Annotated in this window: 18 protein-coding genes; 5 read left to right on the top strand and 13 right to left on the bottom strand. The window is 62.4% G+C overall.

What is annotated here, in order from left to right; translation table 11 throughout:
* Window positions 1-17: 17 nt before the first annotated feature.
* Complete coding sequence (locus P3T17_RS30740; RefSeq protein ID WP_429410347.1) at window positions 18-1913, bottom strand: SPFH domain-containing protein; 1896 nt, start codon at window positions 1911-1913, stop codon at window positions 18-20.
* A 516-nt stretch (window positions 1914-2429) separates the two neighbouring features.
* Between P3T17_RS30740 and P3T17_RS30745 the strand changes: the two genes are divergently transcribed.
* On the top strand, window positions 2430-2708 hold the full coding sequence (locus tag P3T17_RS30745; RefSeq protein WP_074268854.1) for a hypothetical protein: 279 nt from the start codon (window positions 2430-2432) through the stop codon (window positions 2706-2708).
* A gap of 66 nt (window positions 2709-2774) precedes the next feature.
* Here P3T17_RS30745 and P3T17_RS30750 read toward each other — a convergent pair whose 3' ends face one another.
* The 11 genes from P3T17_RS30750 to P3T17_RS30800 all read right to left on the bottom strand — a co-directional run bounded on the left by P3T17_RS30750 (window position 2775) and on the right by P3T17_RS30800 (window position 14318).
* Window positions 2775-3119: a superinfection immunity protein gene (locus P3T17_RS30750; protein ID WP_074268855.1), complete on the bottom strand. Its 345-nt coding sequence runs from the start codon at window positions 3117-3119 to the stop codon at window positions 2775-2777.
* A gap of 109 nt (window positions 3120-3228) precedes the next feature.
* The gene (locus P3T17_RS30755; protein ID WP_074268856.1) at window positions 3229-3507 is read right to left on the bottom strand and encodes a hypothetical protein; all 279 of its coding nucleotides are present in this window, start codon (window positions 3505-3507) and stop codon (window positions 3229-3231) included.
* 167 nt (window positions 3508-3674) lie between these two features.
* Window positions 3675-4334, bottom strand: coding sequence for a glutathione S-transferase family protein (locus P3T17_RS30760; protein ID WP_429410349.1), 660 nt, complete (start codon window positions 4332-4334; stop codon window positions 3675-3677).
* 142 nt (window positions 4335-4476) lie between these two features.
* Window positions 4477-5718 (bottom strand): ATP-binding protein, encoded by a 1242-nt coding sequence (locus tag P3T17_RS30765; protein ID WP_429410351.1) that lies wholly within the window; start codon window positions 5716-5718, stop codon window positions 4477-4479.
* Window positions 5719-5974: 256 nt separating this feature from the next.
* The gene (locus P3T17_RS30770; protein ID WP_429410353.1) at window positions 5975-7399 is read right to left on the bottom strand and encodes an MFS transporter; all 1425 of its coding nucleotides are present in this window, start codon (window positions 7397-7399) and stop codon (window positions 5975-5977) included.
* A gap of 137 nt (window positions 7400-7536) precedes the next feature.
* Entirely contained in the window at window positions 7537-9180 is a 1644-nt protein-coding gene (locus tag P3T17_RS30775) for an FGGY-family carbohydrate kinase (protein ID WP_429410355.1), read from the bottom strand.
* Window positions 9181-9182: 2 nt separating this feature from the next.
* Window positions 9183-9911: an SDR family oxidoreductase gene (locus P3T17_RS30780; RefSeq protein ID WP_429285822.1), complete on the bottom strand. Its 729-nt coding sequence runs from the start codon at window positions 9909-9911 to the stop codon at window positions 9183-9185.
* 138 nt (window positions 9912-10049) lie between these two features.
* Window positions 10050-11333, bottom strand: a complete 1284-nt coding sequence (locus tag P3T17_RS30785; protein ID WP_074268861.1) for a sugar ABC transporter permease — start codon at window positions 11331-11333, stop codon at window positions 10050-10052.
* Between the two features lie 14 nt (window positions 11334-11347).
* Entirely contained in the window at window positions 11348-12151 is an 804-nt protein-coding gene (locus P3T17_RS30790; protein ID WP_074268862.1) for an ATP-binding cassette domain-containing protein, read from the bottom strand.
* Between the two features lie 73 nt (window positions 12152-12224).
* Window positions 12225-13283 (bottom strand): ABC transporter substrate-binding protein, encoded by a 1059-nt coding sequence (locus tag P3T17_RS30795; protein ID WP_074268863.1) that lies wholly within the window; start codon window positions 13281-13283, stop codon window positions 12225-12227.
* Between the two features lie 78 nt (window positions 13284-13361).
* Window positions 13362-14318: an AraC family transcriptional regulator gene (locus tag P3T17_RS30800; protein WP_429410358.1), complete on the bottom strand. Its 957-nt coding sequence runs from the start codon at window positions 14316-14318 to the stop codon at window positions 13362-13364.
* 297 nt (window positions 14319-14615) lie between these two features.
* On the opposite strand from P3T17_RS30800, the gene P3T17_RS30805 reads away from it, so the two are divergent.
* The 3 genes from P3T17_RS30805 to P3T17_RS30815 are packed head-to-tail and all read left to right on the top strand — an operon-like array spanning window position 14616 to window position 15809.
* Entirely contained in the window at window positions 14616-14966 is a 351-nt protein-coding gene (locus P3T17_RS30805; protein ID WP_429410360.1) for a hypothetical protein, read from the top strand.
* Window positions 14967-14994: 28 nt separating this feature from the next.
* Complete coding sequence (locus P3T17_RS30810) at window positions 14995-15252, top strand: hypothetical protein (protein ID WP_429410362.1); 258 nt, start codon at window positions 14995-14997, stop codon at window positions 15250-15252.
* A gap of 32 nt (window positions 15253-15284) precedes the next feature.
* The gene (locus P3T17_RS30815) at window positions 15285-15809 is read left to right on the top strand and encodes a ThuA domain-containing protein (RefSeq protein ID WP_429410364.1); all 525 of its coding nucleotides are present in this window, start codon (window positions 15285-15287) and stop codon (window positions 15807-15809) included.
* 254 nt (window positions 15810-16063) lie between these two features.
* Here P3T17_RS30815 and P3T17_RS30820 read toward each other — a convergent pair whose 3' ends face one another.
* Window positions 16064-16369 (bottom strand): DUF4148 domain-containing protein, encoded by a 306-nt coding sequence (locus tag P3T17_RS30820; protein ID WP_074268876.1) that lies wholly within the window; start codon window positions 16367-16369, stop codon window positions 16064-16066.
* A 1381-nt stretch (window positions 16370-17750) separates the two neighbouring features.
* On the opposite strand from P3T17_RS30820, the gene P3T17_RS30825 reads away from it, so the two are divergent.
* Window positions 17751-18403: hypothetical protein (locus P3T17_RS30825; protein ID WP_429410366.1), on the top strand; the 653-nt coding region annotated here is incomplete at its 3' end.

Here is an 18403-nt window from a genome sequence, read left to right on the forward strand (position 1 = left end):
CGGCGAGTACGTCGCCGTCAATAAACCCGCCGCGCCCCTGCCGCATCGCCCGCACCGTATGAGCGCAGATCGATCGTGGCGCGGTTGCCGTCGACGAGCCGGTCGTCGATCACCGTGATATGGGCGTTCTGCAAACCCTTCTGCAAACTATGCAGGTAATACTCGAGCACGAACGCCGGGCCGCCTGCCTGGGCTGCGATCACGTCGGCGCTGAAACTGGTTTGCTGGACTTGCGCGGCCGACGTGATATCGGCGGCCTGCGCGGTGGCTTGCGCAACCGCGGTCTCGGCCTGCTGCTGCGCATCGCCGAGCGACTGCGCGGCAAGCCCGCGCGCCTGCGCGACGCTCGCCTCCGAGCGGATCTGCGCTGCCTGCACGCTGTGCCACGCCGCCGATGCCCCCGCCGGCGGATGCACGCTTTCGATCACCACTGCCACCACATCGATGCCGCTCGACAGGCGATCGAGCTGGGTTTGCACCGCCCGCCGCAGCGTGTCGGCCATCACGGTCTGCCGCGTTTCGAGCAGCGAATCGATCGTATGCGAGGCGAGGTAGCGCACCACTTCGCGATTGGCAATGGCCCGCACGGTGCTGGGTACATCCTCGGCGCGATATAGCGAAGCACGCGCGGCGGCGTCCGAGAGGCCAATGCGGTAGTCGAGCCGCACGTCGGCACTGACAATCTGAAAATTCTGCCGGTCGCCACTCGCGCCGGCGATCACCTGGCTCGTCTCGCCCTGATGCACGACGTCCCACAAGCGGTTCACCTGCTCGGGCGTCTGCGCGTCGGCGGGCACCAGCGGCGACGCGGCCGCGCTCTCTTCCGGCGAACCGGAGACGATCAGTTGATGGACCGCGCCGTTATCGATTGCGCGCGCCTTGCCGAACGGCCACGGCAGCGCCACATGCAGCCCCGGTTGCCAGACCGCGACCGGCGCGCCGAATCGCTCGTAGACTGCACGTTGCTCGGGTCCGAGGATCACGATGCCCGTGAGCAGCCAGGCACATACGACGATCGTGCCGATGGCCGCGGGCAGCAAACGCACCACGCTTTGCAAGACCCAGTTCTGACGCAGATCGATGCCGTAGCGATTGCGCAGTTGTGCGCTGAAGCGGGCCAATGGCGAGGGCCGCAGACGCAGCAGACTCGCGATGAGACTGTCGGGCACGCTGGCGTCGCCGCTGCGCATATGGGGCGGCGCGAACCACGAGAACACGGCACGCAAGGCGAATTCAAGAGCGATGGCTGCGTTGAAAACCGCGAGGGCCCGCACCGGCCACACCGCGGCGATTTCCGCATAGGCAAGCAGCACGGCGCAGATCGCTGCGACCATCGCGCTCAGGAGCGCCACGCGCAGCACATTGGCGAGCGAGCCCCAGGCGCGGCCACGCGCGGCGTGCATCGCAAAGTACAGCTCAGCGACCAGCGTGCCGAAGGCCAGCGCAAAGGCGGCGAGGCCAGCGATCAGCGCGGCGCTGGGCGGCCGCAGCACGGCAGCGAGCGCAAACTGGACCGGCGCGCGCCACGCGAGCGAGGCGACGGCCACGGAAAGCGCCGCGCACAGCAGCACCGCGAAGGGCTGCCAGCGAATCGCGCGCAACGTCGCAAAGATCGTGTTGCTTAACGCGCCCCACCACGCGCGTTGCCACACATGGAGGCCTTGTGGACGGGGTGTTTTTTCCGCGGCGCGCGAACCGCCGGTATGAGCGAGACGGGCCGCCAACGCGACCGTAAACACATCGAGCCATGCGCTCGACAAGGCGGCACACCAGCGGATATCGAACCAGCCGCCCTTGATGAGCGGCAACGCGGCGAGCACGAGAGCCAGCACCAGGCTGACCGAGGCGATCCGAGTGGCGGAAACCGGATAGCTGTGCGGTGTTTCTTCGTCGCTTTGCATCTGATGCAACATCGCTATCCTTGGATGACCCGCGCCGGGCCCCTGAACCCGGTCAACTAAAAACTGTATGTATTTCGTCAGGATTTTTTGGCAGCGCCGGCGGCGTGCGAGGCGAATTTAACGCGTCGGGATTCGAAACTCAAGCGAATCATGAACCTGGTGTGTTTAACGGCCGGCACGCTATTGCTGGATTGCATCCGGCGAATATCGACTTTCAAACAGGCTTGAAAACGATTTACGCTGCCGGTTTAGTGACTGCCCCCGCAAACCCATTGCAGGCAGCAGAATCCGCAACACGCCTGCCCTGAAAATAAATAATCTGAAAAGCGAGGGCTTTTAAGGCGGTGGCGTCGTGGCTTGTCCGGGTTTTATGCGCGCGGTATGATTCTTCCTGAACGCCTACGAGATCATCTACGCAAAAACGGCCACCCAGGGTGGCCGTTGGTTTTTCTACCGCTTAATCGACGCCCAACACCCGGGCGTGCGCGCGAGCTCAACTCAAGCGCGTCAACTTTCTTCTTCGCCACTATGGACATCAACAAACAACTCGCCGCTCTCACCACGTCCGAACTGCAGACGGCCGGCGCCAGCCAGGCGACCGCCATCGCCGTGAGCGTGCTGCTTCGCCACTTTCAATCGCCCGCGCTTTCGAAGCTGCTGACAAATGCGTTCGAAAATCATCAGGCCGTGATGCTGCAGACGCCGTGGCCCGATCAGATGCTGCAATCGTTCGAAGCGACACGGCGCTTTCTCGAAGGCGCCGCTAAACCGGCCGCCAGCGACGACACTGCGCAAAACGCAGGCTGAAACTAACGCGGCTGAAACTCACCGCGCAAATGCGCCGGCCGAAACTCGCCGGCCGGCGCCAGCACATTACGACTGACGAGCCACCACGGCACGCGTACGCACGCGAAGCTTGCCGACCATCTGGCTCTGCAACGCGGTGCGGCTTTGAGCGTGCGCCACCAGCTTGTCGATCGTCACGCGCGCCACGGCCCGATGCGTGCGCCTGACCAGATGGGTCAAACGCTTTTCGGTGGCTGGGCGACGTGCCCACATGAAAGCCGCAAGCCAGCCGATCACCGTCCAGCCAAGCAGCACATTGACCATCGTGATCGCAAAAGCGTCGTCGCGGTTATGCGCGTCCGCTTCGATCGACGGGATCATGTAAAGCGTAAATGCGCCGAGAACGGCTATGCCTTCAAGTATTTGCGTCATGACATCACCTCATTTTTCTGCCGCTCTAGTGCGCGATGACGTGACGGGCGGACCGGCTGCCTTGAGCCTTCAGGCCCACGCACACGTCCGACACCGTCACGCGACGCAATCAATGACCTGCGTACAGGCTGCGCGTCGTGGCCGAGAACTGACGGCTGCCCGATTCCGACGTAGCGCTAGCCACGCCGCCGTATGAGCTGTCTGCCGTTGCGTTGCCGGTGCTGTCGCGTTCGGCGGCAACCACTTGTGCGCTCTGGCCGCGTTGCGAGACCGGTGCGCCGACCGACGGACGATAGAACGGTGCCGGGCCGTAGCCGCTGGCAAAAGCCGGAGCAGCCACGGCTGCGGAAACGGCGACGAGCAATGCTGCGATCAGTTTGGTTTTCATGATGAACCTCCAATGTGCTTTCGAGTAACGGGGTGCGCTGCGAACTGCCCTGTGCAGCGCGACATTGGAAGGTAGTTTAGGGGAACCCTATCGAAAGTCTATGTCGATAGGGCGAAATCACAATTTTCAGATTTCGAACAATTCCGCTGGGCAACCCTACTGGCGAGTCAATCTCGGTCCGGTGCGCCGAGCGGGAAGTACGCGCGGTATGGACGCGCTTCGTCGACGGCGCGCGCGAAAGACGGTCGCGCAAGCAGGCGTCGACGGTAGGCCAGCACATTGGCAAACGAAGCATCGATCCGATGCGTCCAGTCCGCGTAGAACAGAAACGGCGCAGCGGCGCAATCGGCCAGACTAAAGGTATCGCCTGCCGCCCATTCGCGGCCGGACATGGCCTTGTCGAGCCATGCGTAGGCGGTATCGAGCATGGCGCGGGCATCGGCCACGCCACGGGGATCGCGCTCGGCTTCGCCGCGCAGGCAGTCGCCAACCACCTTTTGCTGCGGCGTCGAGATGTAGTTGTCGAAAAAGCGGTCCATGCTGCGGACCTCGAGCGCCGCGCGCGGATCCGTCGGCAACAGCGAGACTGGCCCAGGATGGTAAAGGCCCAGATATTCGATGATGACAGTCGCCTCCATCACCGGACGGCCAGCGTCGACGAGCACCGGAAACTTTCTGAACGGCCACAACGCCGTGAGCTCTTCCATCACCTCCGGTTTGTCGTGGGACAGTTGGCGGAACTCGAACGGCGTGTGGTTTTCGTACAGCGCGACCAGCACCTTCTGGCAATACGAGGAAAAGGGGTGAGCGTAGAGCTTCAATGTCATCGCGATCTCCGGGCGTCAGGAAAGCTGCCCGGGCAAGGATAGCCGGGAAAAGCAGCTTTACCCTACGACGAACCACGGTCGCCTGAATCGACAAGCACGCCAGGCTGAGCGCGCCTGATGGCGAACGCCCGACGAGACACCCTCAATTAGCCGGCAAAACAAGCCGCACCCACAGACCACCATCGGGATGATTACCCAGTTTCAGACTGGCGCCGCAACTACGCGCCAGTCGCGCGACCACCGAAAGCCCCAGGCCCCAGTGCTGGGTCAGGCTGTGTGTCTCGTTCAGACGCACGAACGATGGCGTCGCGCCCGGCATCTGGCTCGCGCTGATGCCAGGGCCATGATCGCGCACGCTGAGGTGCCAGCCGTGCTGATCGCGTGACGTCCTGATCTCGATGGGCGGCTCGCCGTGCGCGAGCGCGTTGTCGACCAGATTGGTCATCAGGCGTTCGAGCAGCGGCCGCGACATCATGAACTGCGGCCCCGCCTTCAGATCGCAGGCGAACAATGCGCCGTCCATGGTGCCGATCATCGAAAAGCGGTCGCGCAGGAAACTATCCACGGAAACCTGTTGCTCTTCACTGTCGCCGTGTCCCGCCACGTCGAGCAGTTGTTGTGCGATGTCGGAAAACGAATCGATATCTTCGACGAAGCCCACCCGCTTGTTCCACTCGCTGACTTCGAGCGCACGGGTTCGCAGGCGTGCAGCCTGGTACTCCATATGCCGCGCGAGTCCCGCAAGCACCGCGGCCTGCGCTTCGATCGCCTCGTTGCGGCGCCGGGCCATTTCGTTGAAGGCGCGCACCACGTGACGCAATTCGCTCGGTCCTTCCTCGCGGACGGTTGGCGCGACGCGGCGGCCACAAGCTGTTTCGCGCGCGGCGTGTGCCACGTTGCGCAGCGGGCGCTGCACGCGCCAGAGGCTCAGACACGCGAGGATGAGCATCACGAGCGACATCACCCACTCCGCGACCGCGAAGCGCGAGTCCAGCGGCGATGCCGGAGCATCACCGGCGAAAGGCGAATCGTCACGAAGTCCGTTCGACGAACCCGGCGTCGACGGCGCGGCGATGTCCATCAAGGCGCCGGCACCGGGTACTTCATAGACGGCCGGGCGAACATCGACAATCCTCGGCCTGGCTGCTAGATCGAGCTTCATCGTTGCCGGCACCAGCGAGACGGGCGCCACCGGCGCACCCCACGTCCCGCCGGCGTTGTCCAGCGGATCGTCGGCGAAAGCGCGCCCGGTGAAGACAGCAGTCTGCAGAGCACGGTCGTCGCTACCCGCGGCCGGATCGGAAACCAGCAGCGTGACGCAGGCATGGACCGAAATCAGCACCAGCATCGACAGCAATATGGTTCTTACAAACAAGGTATTCAACGATTCCTCTTCGTTGTCAGTCGAAGGTCACTCGGGCCGGATGGGGCGCCGGGCAAACGGGAGGTTTGGCGGTCAGGGTAAAGAATCTGCTTTTGCGTCCGTTAACCTTAAGAGAGACGGTAGTGTATGGATGCGAACCGCACGTACGAACCCGTACCCTGATAGTCCCCCACTCCGGCCACATTAAAACCTGCGAATAAGCCCCTGCGCGCGACAAGTCCTTACACAATATTTCCCAGACTTTCAAAAAGTAAGGTCAGCGGGAGATTTTCTCCAGCTCCAGGCCCTTGGTGCGCGGGCCCATCAGACCAATAGCCAGCATCACGACCAGCATCGCGCCTGCGATAAGCACGAATACGCCCGTGGTACCGAACTCCTTGAGCACCGCGGCGATCAGAAAAGCCGTAAAAATCGCCGAGAAGCGGCTCCACGAATACACAAAGCCGACGGCCCGCGCACGGATGCTGGTCGGAAACAGTTCCGACTGGTAAGCGTGGAAGCTATACGACATGACGTTGTTGGCCAGCGTCAGGCCCACGCCGAGGCTCACCAGCAGCACGGCTTCCGAGACCTGACTAAACCACAGCCCACAGACGGTGTTGGCCGCCGCCATCACGACGATCACCGTCTTGCGCTCGAAGCGGTCGCCGATAAACAGGCCGATGATCGGCCCGATCGGCGCCGCGAGCGCGATCACGCTCGAATACATCAGGCTCGTGGTCACCGTGATGCCCTGCCTGATCAGCAGCGTGGGCACCCAGTTCGCAAAACCGTAGAAACCAACGGTCTGAAACACGTTGAAGATCGTCATCATCAGGGTGCGGTTGCGGTACGGCGGCACCCACATGTCGCGAAAGCTGCCGCGCGGAGCAACCGGCATCGGCGCAGCGGGCGGCGGCAGTTCGCGGCCATATTCGCTGCGCACGCTGGCTTCGAGTTCGCTCATCACGCGATCCGCTTCGGCGAGCCGCCCCTGCTGGGCAAGCCAGCGCGGACTCTCCGGCAAGGCGCGGCGGATCCACCAGACGAACAGCGCACCATGCGCGCCGATCAGCACCACCCAGCGCCAGCCGTCGAGACCCAGCAACGTGTGCGGCACGAGCAGATAAGAAAGAAACGCCACCACCGGCACGGACACGAAGCCGACCGCCTGCTCGCAGGCGAAGGCCCGTCCACGGATTTCCTTGGGCACCAGTTCAGAAATGTACGTCCCGATCGTGACAAGTTCGACGCCGATGCCGACGCCCGCCAGGAAACGCCAGAAGTTGAGACCCGTAGCGCTCTCCTGGAAAGCCATCACGACGTTGGCGACGGTGTACCACAGCAGCGAATACGTGAAGACCGCGCGGCGGCCGAAGCGGTCGGCAAGAAAGCCGCACGCGATGGTGCCGATAAAGAGGCCGGCGAACAACGCGGCGATAAAGCTCGCGACACCGGTCGTGCCGAACAGGCCATGGGTCGTAGCCGTCAGCAACCCGCTTTTGACGAGACCCGGCGCGACGTAGCCGGTGTAGAGCAGATCGTAGAGTTCGAAGAAGAAGCCGAGGCTCAGCAGAACCACGAGCTTCCAGATGGAACGCGTGGCGGGCAAGCGGTCGAGGCGCGCGGAAATCGTGCCGGCATCCAGCACCGCTGCGCCGTGCGCGGACGTGACGGACCCGGACGGGTCGGGGCTTGCCATGAGGTCTCCTTCTTCGGGTATGAGGCCGGTCTTGAGCCGGCGCCCCGAAGCAGGAGTGCCAGGCCAAAGACCCGGCGAGCATTCTAGCCGCGTGCGCGCTTCACGTGTTCGAAGGATGCGATCTCGTCATTGCAGACCTAGCGGATTTCTCTCGCCACGTTCTGCAACTGCTTGAACGCGCGGAACCGGGCCTCGTGCCTTGCTGCGACGTCGCCAGTGGCCGGCTCGTAGGTCTTGCTGATCTGCGACATCCGCGCCATTGCCGTGCGCACGTCGTCGAACTGTCCGCCCGCCACGCCGCCCAGCATGGCTGCGCCGAGCAGGACGGGCTCTTCCGCCTGGATGGCGAGAACGGGCTTGCCCGTCGCATCGGCGAGCAGCTGGCGAACCAGATCGAGCCGCCCCGCTCCACCGCTGATCACCACGCGCTCGATCGGCGCACCAGCCGCAGCCTGCACTTCGATGATCTGGCGCAGACCGTAACCGATACTGCAAATGCCGGCAACGTAGAGAGCAACCAGGCTGTCCAGGTCGTCTTCCATTCCAAGGCCTGCAATCACGGCTCTGGCGTGGGGATCGGCGAACGGCGCACGGTTTCCGAGGAACTCTGGAACGACATGCAGGCCGGCGGCCAGCGATACCACCCCGGACAGGTTGTCCGCCGCCTGCGCGGCAAGCGAGGCCAGCAAGGTAGGCAAGGATTGGCCCTCCTGCTCCGCACGGCTTCGGGCATCGGAGGCCGCGGGATGCATCGAAATCAGCCGTTCGATCGCGGCGCCTGCCACCGATTGACCGCCCTCGTTAAGCCATGCGTTCGGTACCATCGCCGAAAAATAAGGCCCCCATACGCCAGGCACGAACACGGGCGTGCGGGTCGTCGTCATCGTGCATGATGAGGTGCCGAAGACGTAGGCGAGACACGACTCGGGCGCACCATCTGCGCCCACCGTGCCGATGCCACCGGCATGCGCATCGATCACGCCCGTGGCAACCGGCGTTCCGCTGCGCAGGCCGAGCTCTGCCGCCGCCTCTGCCGTCAATCCGTTGCCCAACGGCGTCCCCGCGTCGACGACACTCTGCCCGATACGCGCAAAGCCCTCGTCCGCCAGCACGCCCAGGCCGACGCTGCGGAAATAGCTTTCGTCCCAGCGCCGCTCGTGCGCCAGATAAGTCCATTTGCAGGTGACAGTGCAGGTGGAACGCGAAAGATCACCGGTCGCGCGCCAGGTCAGGAAGTCGGTCAGATCGAAGAACTGCCATGCGGCCGCGAAGACCTGCGGCCTGTTCTCGAGCAGCCAGAGCAGCTTCGGCGTCTCCATCTCCGGCGAAATCTTGCCACCGACAAACTTCAGCACCTCGTGGCCGCCCGCGTTGATGCGCTCGGCCTGCTCAACCGCACGATGGTCCATCCACACGATGATGTCGCGCTCAGCCTGCTCCGACGGCCCCACGGGCAACGACTGCCCGCTCTCGCCCAGCACGACGAGCGAGCAAGTGGCGTCAAAGCCGATCCCGGCGATCCGATCGGGCGATACCGCAGCCTGCGCCAGCGCCTCCTTCACGGAATCGCAGACGGCGTTCCAGATCTCGGCGCTCGACTGCTCGACAATCGAGCCGCTCGCGTGAAACAGCGTAATGTCGCGTTTTGCCGTGGCCACCATGTGGCCGGCGAGGTCGAAGATGCCGGCCCGGGCGCTGCCCGTGCCCACGTCCACGCCGACGAGGTAGCGCGCGGCGTGCGCGCTGCCTGCCGCGCTGGAGGTTGGATTGTCAGAAGTCATAGTCACAGATCGACGCTATTCGGAAGTATCACGATATCGCGAATGGTCACATTGCGGGGCCGCGTCAGCATGAAGAGCACCGCTTCGGCGACCTCGTTCGGCTGCATCAGGCTGCCGGAGGCGAGCGCCTCGTCCATCTTCGCCTTCGGCCAGTCGTCGAGTAATGCCGTGACGACCGGACCTGGCGCCACTGCACCGACCCGCACGCCATGCTTCGAGAGCTGGCGCCGGGTTGTATGGACGAAGGCCTGCACCGCGAATTTGGAGGCCGTGTAGATCGGCTCCCACACTACCGGGACGATCCCAGCGATCGAACTGGTGAAGACGATATCACCCGATTTCTGCGCGACCAGATGCGGCAGCACGGCGTGCACCGAGCGGAAAGCGGCATTGATGTTCAGGTTCAGCATGCGGTCCCACTCGTCGGGATTACCGTCCTTGATTTCACCGCCGACGTAGGCGCCGGCGTTGGCGTGGAAGATATCGAGGCCGCCGGCGAGGTCGAGGATCTTCGGCAGCATTCCCGAAACCTCTGCGGGCTGAAGCAGATCGACGACTAGCGGAAAAGCGTTCGGTCCCAGTTCGGCGCAGAGTTGTGCGAGCCGGTCCTGTGCCCGATCGATTAGCACGACTTTCGCGCCTTCCGCGATGAGCGCACGCGCGCATGCGAGGCCGATACCCGAGGCCGCACCTGTGATGGCGGCGACCTTTCCTTTGATGGATTCAGACATTGATTACTCTCCGGTGTCGACCGGAGTTAGCGCTTTAGCGCTTACTCCGGTCCCATGCAGTTGACTGCGGTCGACCAGCGTTCGCGCTTTAGCGCGTTACTCTGGTCCCGCGCAACGAAGTTACAAAATTCTCTGGATTTACGCGCGGCCATGCGAAACGCGGGACTGACGCGCCAGCGAATCGACGATCACCGCAATCGCCAGCACCGCGCCAGTGATCATGAAACGCAGCGACGACGACAGATTCAGCAAGGTCAAACCACTCGCAATCGACTGGATCACAATGATCCCCAACACCGCCGAATACGCGCTGCCGCGTCCGCCGAACAGACTGGTGCCGCCGATCACCGCCGCCGCAATAGCGTTCAGATTGACGTCGCCGGTGCCCGCCTGCTGACTGGCCGAAGCCAGCCGTGCCGCGGTCAACACGCCGCCGAGCGCGGCAAGACTCGCGCACAACACAAACGCGCTCGTATAGATAGCGCCGACATTGATACCCGCCCGCCGCGCCGCCTCGTGATTACCACCGACCGCATGCATCGAGCGGCCCCAACGCGTCCTCTTCAGCGCATAGTCCATGGCGACCGCTATGCCGAGAAAGAGGCCAAACATCAACGGAACACCTCGTCCGCGGTTAAGGTAGGCCACAACAATCTCCAGCAACACCGTGATGGCAAGCGCGCGTATGACGAGGCTACCCACCGACGGCGCCGAAAGATTCGACGCCTGACGCCGCTCCCGCGTACGCAGCCCAAGCACCAGCATCACCGCACCCGGTACCAATGCAATGACATACGAAACGACGGCGGGAATGACGATCAGTTGACCGAGGTTCACCATCGCGGTGTCGTAAGGCAGATTAATCGACCCGCTGGCACCAAGCACGTAGAGCTGCATCCCGAGTATCGCGAGCAGGCCAGCCAGCGTCGCCACAAAGCTTGGCATGCCTAACCGGTTGAGCAGCAGCGCATACACCGCACCCACCACCGCGCCGACGACAATGGCCGCGAGGATAGCCAGCAGCACTGGCCAGCCGTGATTGACCCACAGCATCCCGAGGAGGGCCGAAGCGAAACCGCTCATCGAACCTACCGACAAATCGATCTGCCCCACCATCAGCACGCAAACAATGCCTAGCGAAATCACGCCCACGGTGGAGCAGTCGAACAGGAGATTGACCAGGTTATCGGCCGATAGAAACACCGGGTTCAGGCTAGTGAACACGGTCCAGATAATGATGAGACCCGCGACCACCGGCAGCGATCCGAGATCGCCCGAGCGCACCCGCTCGACGAACGCGGACACGGTGCCGCCGATCCCGCTGGCATGCTTGACACGCACGTCGCTGCGATCGAGCAGCGTGGCAGGCTTCACCGCGCCCTGCGTGTCGGACTGTGGAGCGCCTTGCAGTTCTTTGCTCATGATGGTTCCTTTGTCTAGGCGCCCTGCTCGGCCTGGCGCCGTCCGGCGCGGCGCGACACAGCGTTCTCGGTGGCGCCGGTAATCGCCGCCACCAGTTCCTGATTCGACGAGTCGGGATAGAACACGCCGTTGTTGCGTCCAAGACGCAGCACGACGATCCGGTCCGCCACCGCGCGAACGTCCTCCATGTTGTGGCTGATCATGATCACGGCATGGCCACGGTCGCGGACCCGCTCGATCAGGTTCAGCACCTCGGCGGTCTGCGCTACGCCGAGCGCCGCCGTCGGTTCATCGAGCATGATCAGCTTCGGATCCAGTAGCAGCGAGCGGGCGATCGCCACCGTCTGGCGCTGGCCGCCCGAAAGCGACGCGACCACATCGCGCACACTCGGGATGCGGGCCGATAGTTCGTTCAGCAACGTCCAGGCCTTGACCTCCATTGCAACCTCGTCGAGGCGCAGCGGATTCATCTCGCGCCCAAGGTAGATGTTCGCGACGACATCGAGGTTCTCGCACAGCGCGAGGTCCTGAAACACTGTGGCGATGCCGAGATCGAGCGCCGCGGCCGGATTGGTCAGCGCGACCTCCTTGCCGCCGAAGGTGATCGTTCCGGAGCTGGGTTGATGGACACCGGCGAGTACTTTCACTAGCGTCGACTTGCCGGCACCGTTGTCGCCCACCAGGGCGACGACTTCGCCGGCATGCACGTCGAGTTCGATGTCCGTCAGAGCCGAGACCGCTCCGAAGTGCTTTGAGACGCCACGCAGGCTCAGCACCAGCTCGCCTCGCGTGGACCGTGTGTTGGAGTTGTCAGTCATGGGACGGATACCTCATCAAAAGTAGCCGGATCCGGCACGAGCCGGATCCCATCCAGCGTCTGCTTGCGCTGGATCAGTTCGCTATACCGAGTTTCTTGCACCCGTCGGCGTAGCGGTCGGTGCACAGATCCTTGGCGTTCGCGAACCCCTTGTCGACCACCTCCGCCTTGAGGTTCTTCGCCGTGATGACAGCCGGTTTGAAGAGTTGCGTCGGTGTGTTGAAGAGCGTCGTTTCACCCTTCGGCGTCTGGCCGTTCAGGAAGCCAACGGCCACCTTCGCTGCCGCTGCCGCGACGATCTCGCTCGGCTTGAGAATCGTGTTGTACTCGTCGCCTGCGATGATCAACTGCAGCCCGGCGAGCGTTGCGTCGTTGCCCGTCACCGGCGGCACCGGGTTGACGCCAGCCGCCTTGAAGGCCGCGACGGCCCCGCCGCCCGTGCCATCGTTGGCCGCCACCACGCCGACGATCTGCGAGCCGAAGCGCGTGATCTGACCGCTGACCCACTGCTGCGCCTTCGGCGGCGCCCAGTCCGGCGTGTCATATTCGGCGAGCGTCTTGTAACCGCTGCCCGCTAACCCGGCGTGGATGCCCTTCTTGATCAGCCCTGCCGCTGCGTCAGTCGGCGAACCGTTGACCTCGAGCACACCGCCCTTGCTCGTCGGCACATTGGTTTCCTTCAGATGCTCGACGAGCGATTGCGCAATCGCCTTGCCGATACCTTCGTTGTCGAACGACACGTAGTAGTTGGCCGGTGTCGATGGCACCGGGCGGTCATACGCAATCACCTTGATGCCCTGCCCCTGCGCCATATGCACCAGCGAAGCGGCGGCCGTCGAATCGACCGGGTCTAGCACGATCACCTTGGCACCCTGTGCGATCACCGAGTTGAACTGTTGCTGCTGCGTCGCGACGTCGGCATTGGCGTTCTGATAGAGCACCTTGCAGTCCGGACAGAGCTTGCTCATTTCGGCCTTGAAGCCGGGGAAATCATGTTGCTCGTAGCGGGTCGACGCCTGATCGGGCATCAGAAAGGCGACCGTGCCGCTGGGCGCGGCGAACGCCGCCGTGCTGCCGAGCATGCTCAGGGTAAGTGCGCTGGCGCCGATCAGTTTGTTAGGAAAGCTATTCATTGAGTGTCTCCGTTTATTAGAAAAATTCCGGCGCTATTGCTGCCGTGGTGGGGCGTAAAACAGGTGCTGACCGAACGCCTACGAGGCGTGCGCGGCCTCGGGCGATTCCTTGGCGCTTGCAGCGTTGAGTTGCTGATACGCGCGCCATCGCGACGGCGGCATTTCCTTTAGCAACAGGAACTGCCGGTTAAAGTTCGAGAGGTTGTTGAAACCGACCTGATAGCAGATGTCGGTGATACTCAGTTCGCCCGCCATCAGCAACTGGCACGCGAGATTGATGCGCAGCCGGTTGACGTACTGCACGAAGGTGAGGCCCGCGTGCCTGCGGAAGTATCGTGAGAAGGCGCTCACGCTCTGCCCCGCGAGTTCGGCTAACTCTGTTTCCCGCAACTCCTGCGACAGGTTCTTGCCAATGTAGGCAAGCACGTGATTGATATGCGTCTCGACGTACGAGGCAGGATCCGAACGATAGGCGGCGCTCGCCAGTTTGACCTGGTCGGTGCTTTGCAGAAGCACATCGAGCAACGCAACGAACAGCGTGATGCGCCGGATGCCTTGCGCGCCGAGCATCTCGCGCATGATCGGTTCGGCCGCGATGCCGGTTTTCGGCGTGAACAGGACACCCCAGCGCGAGGCGTCGAGCAAGGGCTCCACGCGCTTGAGTTCGGGGAAAGCCGCGATGGCACGCGCAGCGAATTCGGCATCGAACTGCAGGACCAGACAGCGTTCGTCCACACGCGTCTCTTGCGGCACACTGCTCACCCAGTTGTGCGGCAGGTTCGAGCCTGTCATCACGAGATTGCCGGGCTCAAAGCTACCGATGTGATCGCCGACGAAGAATTTCCCTGTCGTCGCTGTGATCAGATGAATCTCGTACTCGGGGTGGAAGTGCCAGCGCACGGTGCGATAGGGATACCCGTGCGACCAGACCTTGAACGATTCGTCGCGCGGCACGGCGACCAGTTCCAGATCGGGCTGGGCGATATTGGCGCTGCGGGCATCCGCGCGCGCCGTGGCACCCCGGGTGGTGTGCATCTGTCTTCCTCCTGAGTCTCTTTTCAGCCAGTCCGCGTACGCTGCACCGCGCCCAGCCATGACTGAAAATTAACCCTCTTGCAGATGTTCCACCACTGAAAATCGGGCCGCTAACCGATACTTTCTTGCATTCGGGTTAGCCCGTACGACATGACGATTTCAGGCGGGAGAACACGAACTGGTAGTGGTAACCCTTGGCGGCGAGAACGCGCGCCATGTCCTCGTTGGCCGCGGTCCAGTCATGCATACCGTCGGCAAGCGGCGCGACCGGCCATCCGGATCCTTCGTCAACACCACATGCGCATTCTGTTCGACACGCGGCAACACCTCCTGCTCGACCCATTCAGCATAGGTGCCGGACACCGCGTCATATTCGCGGCCCCGTTCGGCACCATGCGCATCCTGTCCGCCGGCGCCTATACCGATCGCTATCATCGGCGGCAGTTTGTGCGCGTGGATGAGATTGTCCAGCACGTTGAAGAGCTTCTGCACCTTGAAGAAGCCGTGCGGGCCGCCGTCGCCTTAAACGATGAAGGGTGCTGCCGTACCTGGGACGTAGCCGGCCGGGACATAGACATCGACCTCGCGACTCCAGCTGAGATGACGCTATCTGCCGAGTCCATGATGAAAGTATGGACCGTGCCGTGAGGCACATCGGCTTGGGCAACGATCTCTGGTGACGGCTGATGCGTTCGGCGCGAGTCTGGAATCGCTGCATCATCTGGCGAAGCGCAAAGGCTTTGAACTGGTGTGTTGCGACGACATGGGCAACAACGCGTTTTTCGTAAGACGCGACCTGTACCCGCTTCCCGGCATCGTCAGCGACGATCCATCAGTCCTGTTCCGGCCTGCCATGTACAAGCGGCGCTACGTCGGCCACAACACGTTCCTGAGCGGCCATCCTTGTCGCTACGCACCAGTTGAACAGATCTGAATGGACCAACCGCACGCCACCTTCGCCGCGATTTGCGAGGCCTATGCGCTAAAGCCAGGCGGCCCGGCACGCCGGATCAGCGAGCGGGTCTGGCATTTGCCAGCCAATCGCGGCGAGTTCGAGCGGTTCGCGGCGGTGTGGGTTTCGGAGGCTGGCATGGCGGCGCCGGCGACGCGTTCCGTGCGAACCCCGACTACCAGTTCATGGTGGGGGGCCAATGGGTTGCGCATCCCGGCAACATCGTGGACTACACCGTTCAGATCACGGCACCCGATGATCCCGTTATGCACGGTCTCGCCGATTTCTCGATGCACTCAGAGCAGTACTTCATGCATTTTGATCCGAGCAACGAGGTTCTTGCGACGACCTGCTTCGACGGGCCGTATGTTCGGGAACATGAGCCACAGGTAACGGGTGTCGTCATGCCGGTCGCGTGGAAACGCAAGTGGGGCAAAGGCAGGGTGTTCTATTCTTCGCTGGGGCACGTCAACGCCGATTTCGAGGTCTCGCAAGCGCGCGAAATCATGTTGCGTGGACTGCTTTGGGCCGCGCGCTGAATAGGGTGACGCGGTTGCCCGGACGTGAACCAGCATTGATGAATAACAAAAAGCGCCCAGACCGTGAAGGCCTGAGCGAAGCCATCGGGAATCCGACGGCGGAGGTGTTCAAAACAAAACCGGCTCGCTACTGCGGTCCAACCCGCTAGCGAGCCAGTTTCGTGGATGGTGACGTGTCGCGGCGCAATGCCTTGACTGCACGGTATTCGCTATGCCGACGCGTCAACATCGTTCAACGTGTGCCTAGCTAAACCTTAGTGGCCGTACATCTCGTTCCACTCAGCCTTCGAAATGGCCCGGTGTCCTGTATCCGACGAACCGTTTGCGACGCCGCCGACGTCAGTTGCACCGTTTTGTGCAGCGACTTTGGCTTCTGCAGCCTGCAGGTCAGCCGGGTACGTGGCATTGTCGGCCGAGGCGGGGTTATAACCGGCCTTTTCCAGTTGCACCAGTTGACTGCGCACTTCTGCACGCGTCAAAGGTTGGTTCGATTGAGCAAATGAAACCACCGGAGCGGAAAGAGCGACAGCGATGGCGACAGCCTTGATGATCGAGTTCATGATTAAAACCTCCACAAATTGTTTTACACGGCGCTGCAAACAGGTTGGTGTGCAGCAGGTGAATACAGTCTATGAGGCGAGCAGCCCAGGGTAAATACCTAAGTTTGGAAATGACTTTTCTCGGAAATCTGACAATCGGGACGCCCGCTCGGCGCAATGCCGACGGCCGCGGGCAGCGGGGCCGGATCAACACGTCGCCCCGGACCCTGCGCTCAGCCCACTCGCGCGCGAGAAGTCGGTCGCCCGCCGCGGCGGCAGGAATGCCCGCTTCAGATGCGAACTCGAGTCGTCGTTATGGCGGAACAATGTGCCCTTCAGCGGGCCTTTTGACAGACCACGAACGCTCACCATCCAATTTGAATTGGTGTCCGAACTATCAGTCTTGGCCATCCGTGCCTGCGTATTGCTGCCGTCGGACGCGATGCTCGAACAGGCGCCGAAACGCGCGCGTGTAAAACATCCGAAGCACATCGAACTACACGTCAAAGCTGACATCGAAAAACTCGAAGCGTGAGGCGCGAACAACCTACTACGAATGCTCTGAGCCATGCATCGCTCATCTCATTCCCAGGTTTACCCTCGGCCGCCCTTGCATCAGCGGATGGCATTCACGCAAATTCGGTCGTTTTTGCAGCATTTTTCTCGCCGAGGAAATTTTTTACTCTCGATCAATGATCAGATGAGAGTGTCTCCCAGATTCTAAAATCCCCTCACCGCCAAATCTGTATGACCGACGTTTGACGGAGAAATCGCATCGGCCTCTGCGGGCGCAATCCCCTCTATCAACGCACTCCCATCTGTTTAAAACCAGCACGTTTAATTCGGATTCCATATTGATTGTCAGAAAATTCCATTTTCATTTTAGCCCGGTAAATCTAACGCTATTTGACAGTTTTTAACTTCGTATTACGAGTAAATCCGCTCGCATCTGCTCTATGCGTGTGGTGCCGAACAGTGTGTCTGTACCTGCTCCACTACCTTTCATTTGCGTCTGTATCAACGGGATGCATCCCCTTTGCGTCGGGTATAGAGGTGCACGCGCCACGCGCACGGATCACATTCCGTCATATCCAGATCTGTTCTACGAGCGGACTTCGGGGAATGGTTAGGAGACCCACGATTCCGCCTGACACGGTCACGAAGACCCGGCCTCTGTAAACGGGAGGACTTTGAACGGCTCCCCAGGAACCGGCTTCGAATAGATAATTAGGGGTACGATATGAAAAGATATAAAAGTGCATCCGGCTCGATCGGAATGTGCAGGATAGCGATTGCAACCGCAGTGACCTTATATGCGGGAATGGCTTGTGCCCAATCGAATCCATACGCCGCGCAAACTGCGCCACTCTGGAAGAGCGAGAGTAGTCCCCCGCAATTTGTGTTGGCTCAAGACCCGACACAAGATTGTCCCCAGTCAAGCACGCATGGATGCCGCAAGGAGGACGGTAATGGCCTGCCGGCGTTGCTTAGTGGCCTGCAAGATTCGGATACCGGTGGCACGGTAGGTCCGCAAAGCGCATTCGGCGCGGGTACCCCGTCGAGTGGAACGAATGGCACGGCGTCCGGAAGCCAGGGATCAGGGAGTAGTGGAACCGGCAATGCCGGGGCCGGGGCTGCGGGTGGTGGTGGTAAAGGTAGCGGTGGTGCGGGTAGCGGGAGTGGTGGGTCTGGGAGTGGTAGTTCGGGCAGTGGTGGATCCGGTACGGGTGGATCGGGTACCGGTGGAGCGGGTACCGGTGGCTCGGGCACCGGTGGTTCGGGCACCGGTGGTTCGGGCACGGGCGGCTCGGGCGCTGGTGGTTCGGGCACGGGAGGCTCGGGCACGGGCGGCTCAGGCACTGGCGGCTCGGGCACTGGTGGTTCGGGCACGGGCGGCTCGGGCACGGGCGGCTCGGGCACGGGCGGCTCGGGCACGGGTGGCTCGGGCACGGGTGGCTCGGGCACGGGTGGCTCGGGCACCGGCGGCACAGGCACGGGTGGCTCGGGCACCGGCGGCACAGGCACGGGTGGCTCGGGCACCGGCGGCACAGGCAC

The organism is Paraburkholderia sp. GAS82, assembly GCF_050436285.1.
Classification (GTDB): Bacteria; Pseudomonadota; Gammaproteobacteria; order Burkholderiales; family Burkholderiaceae; genus Paraburkholderia; species Paraburkholderia phenazinium_B.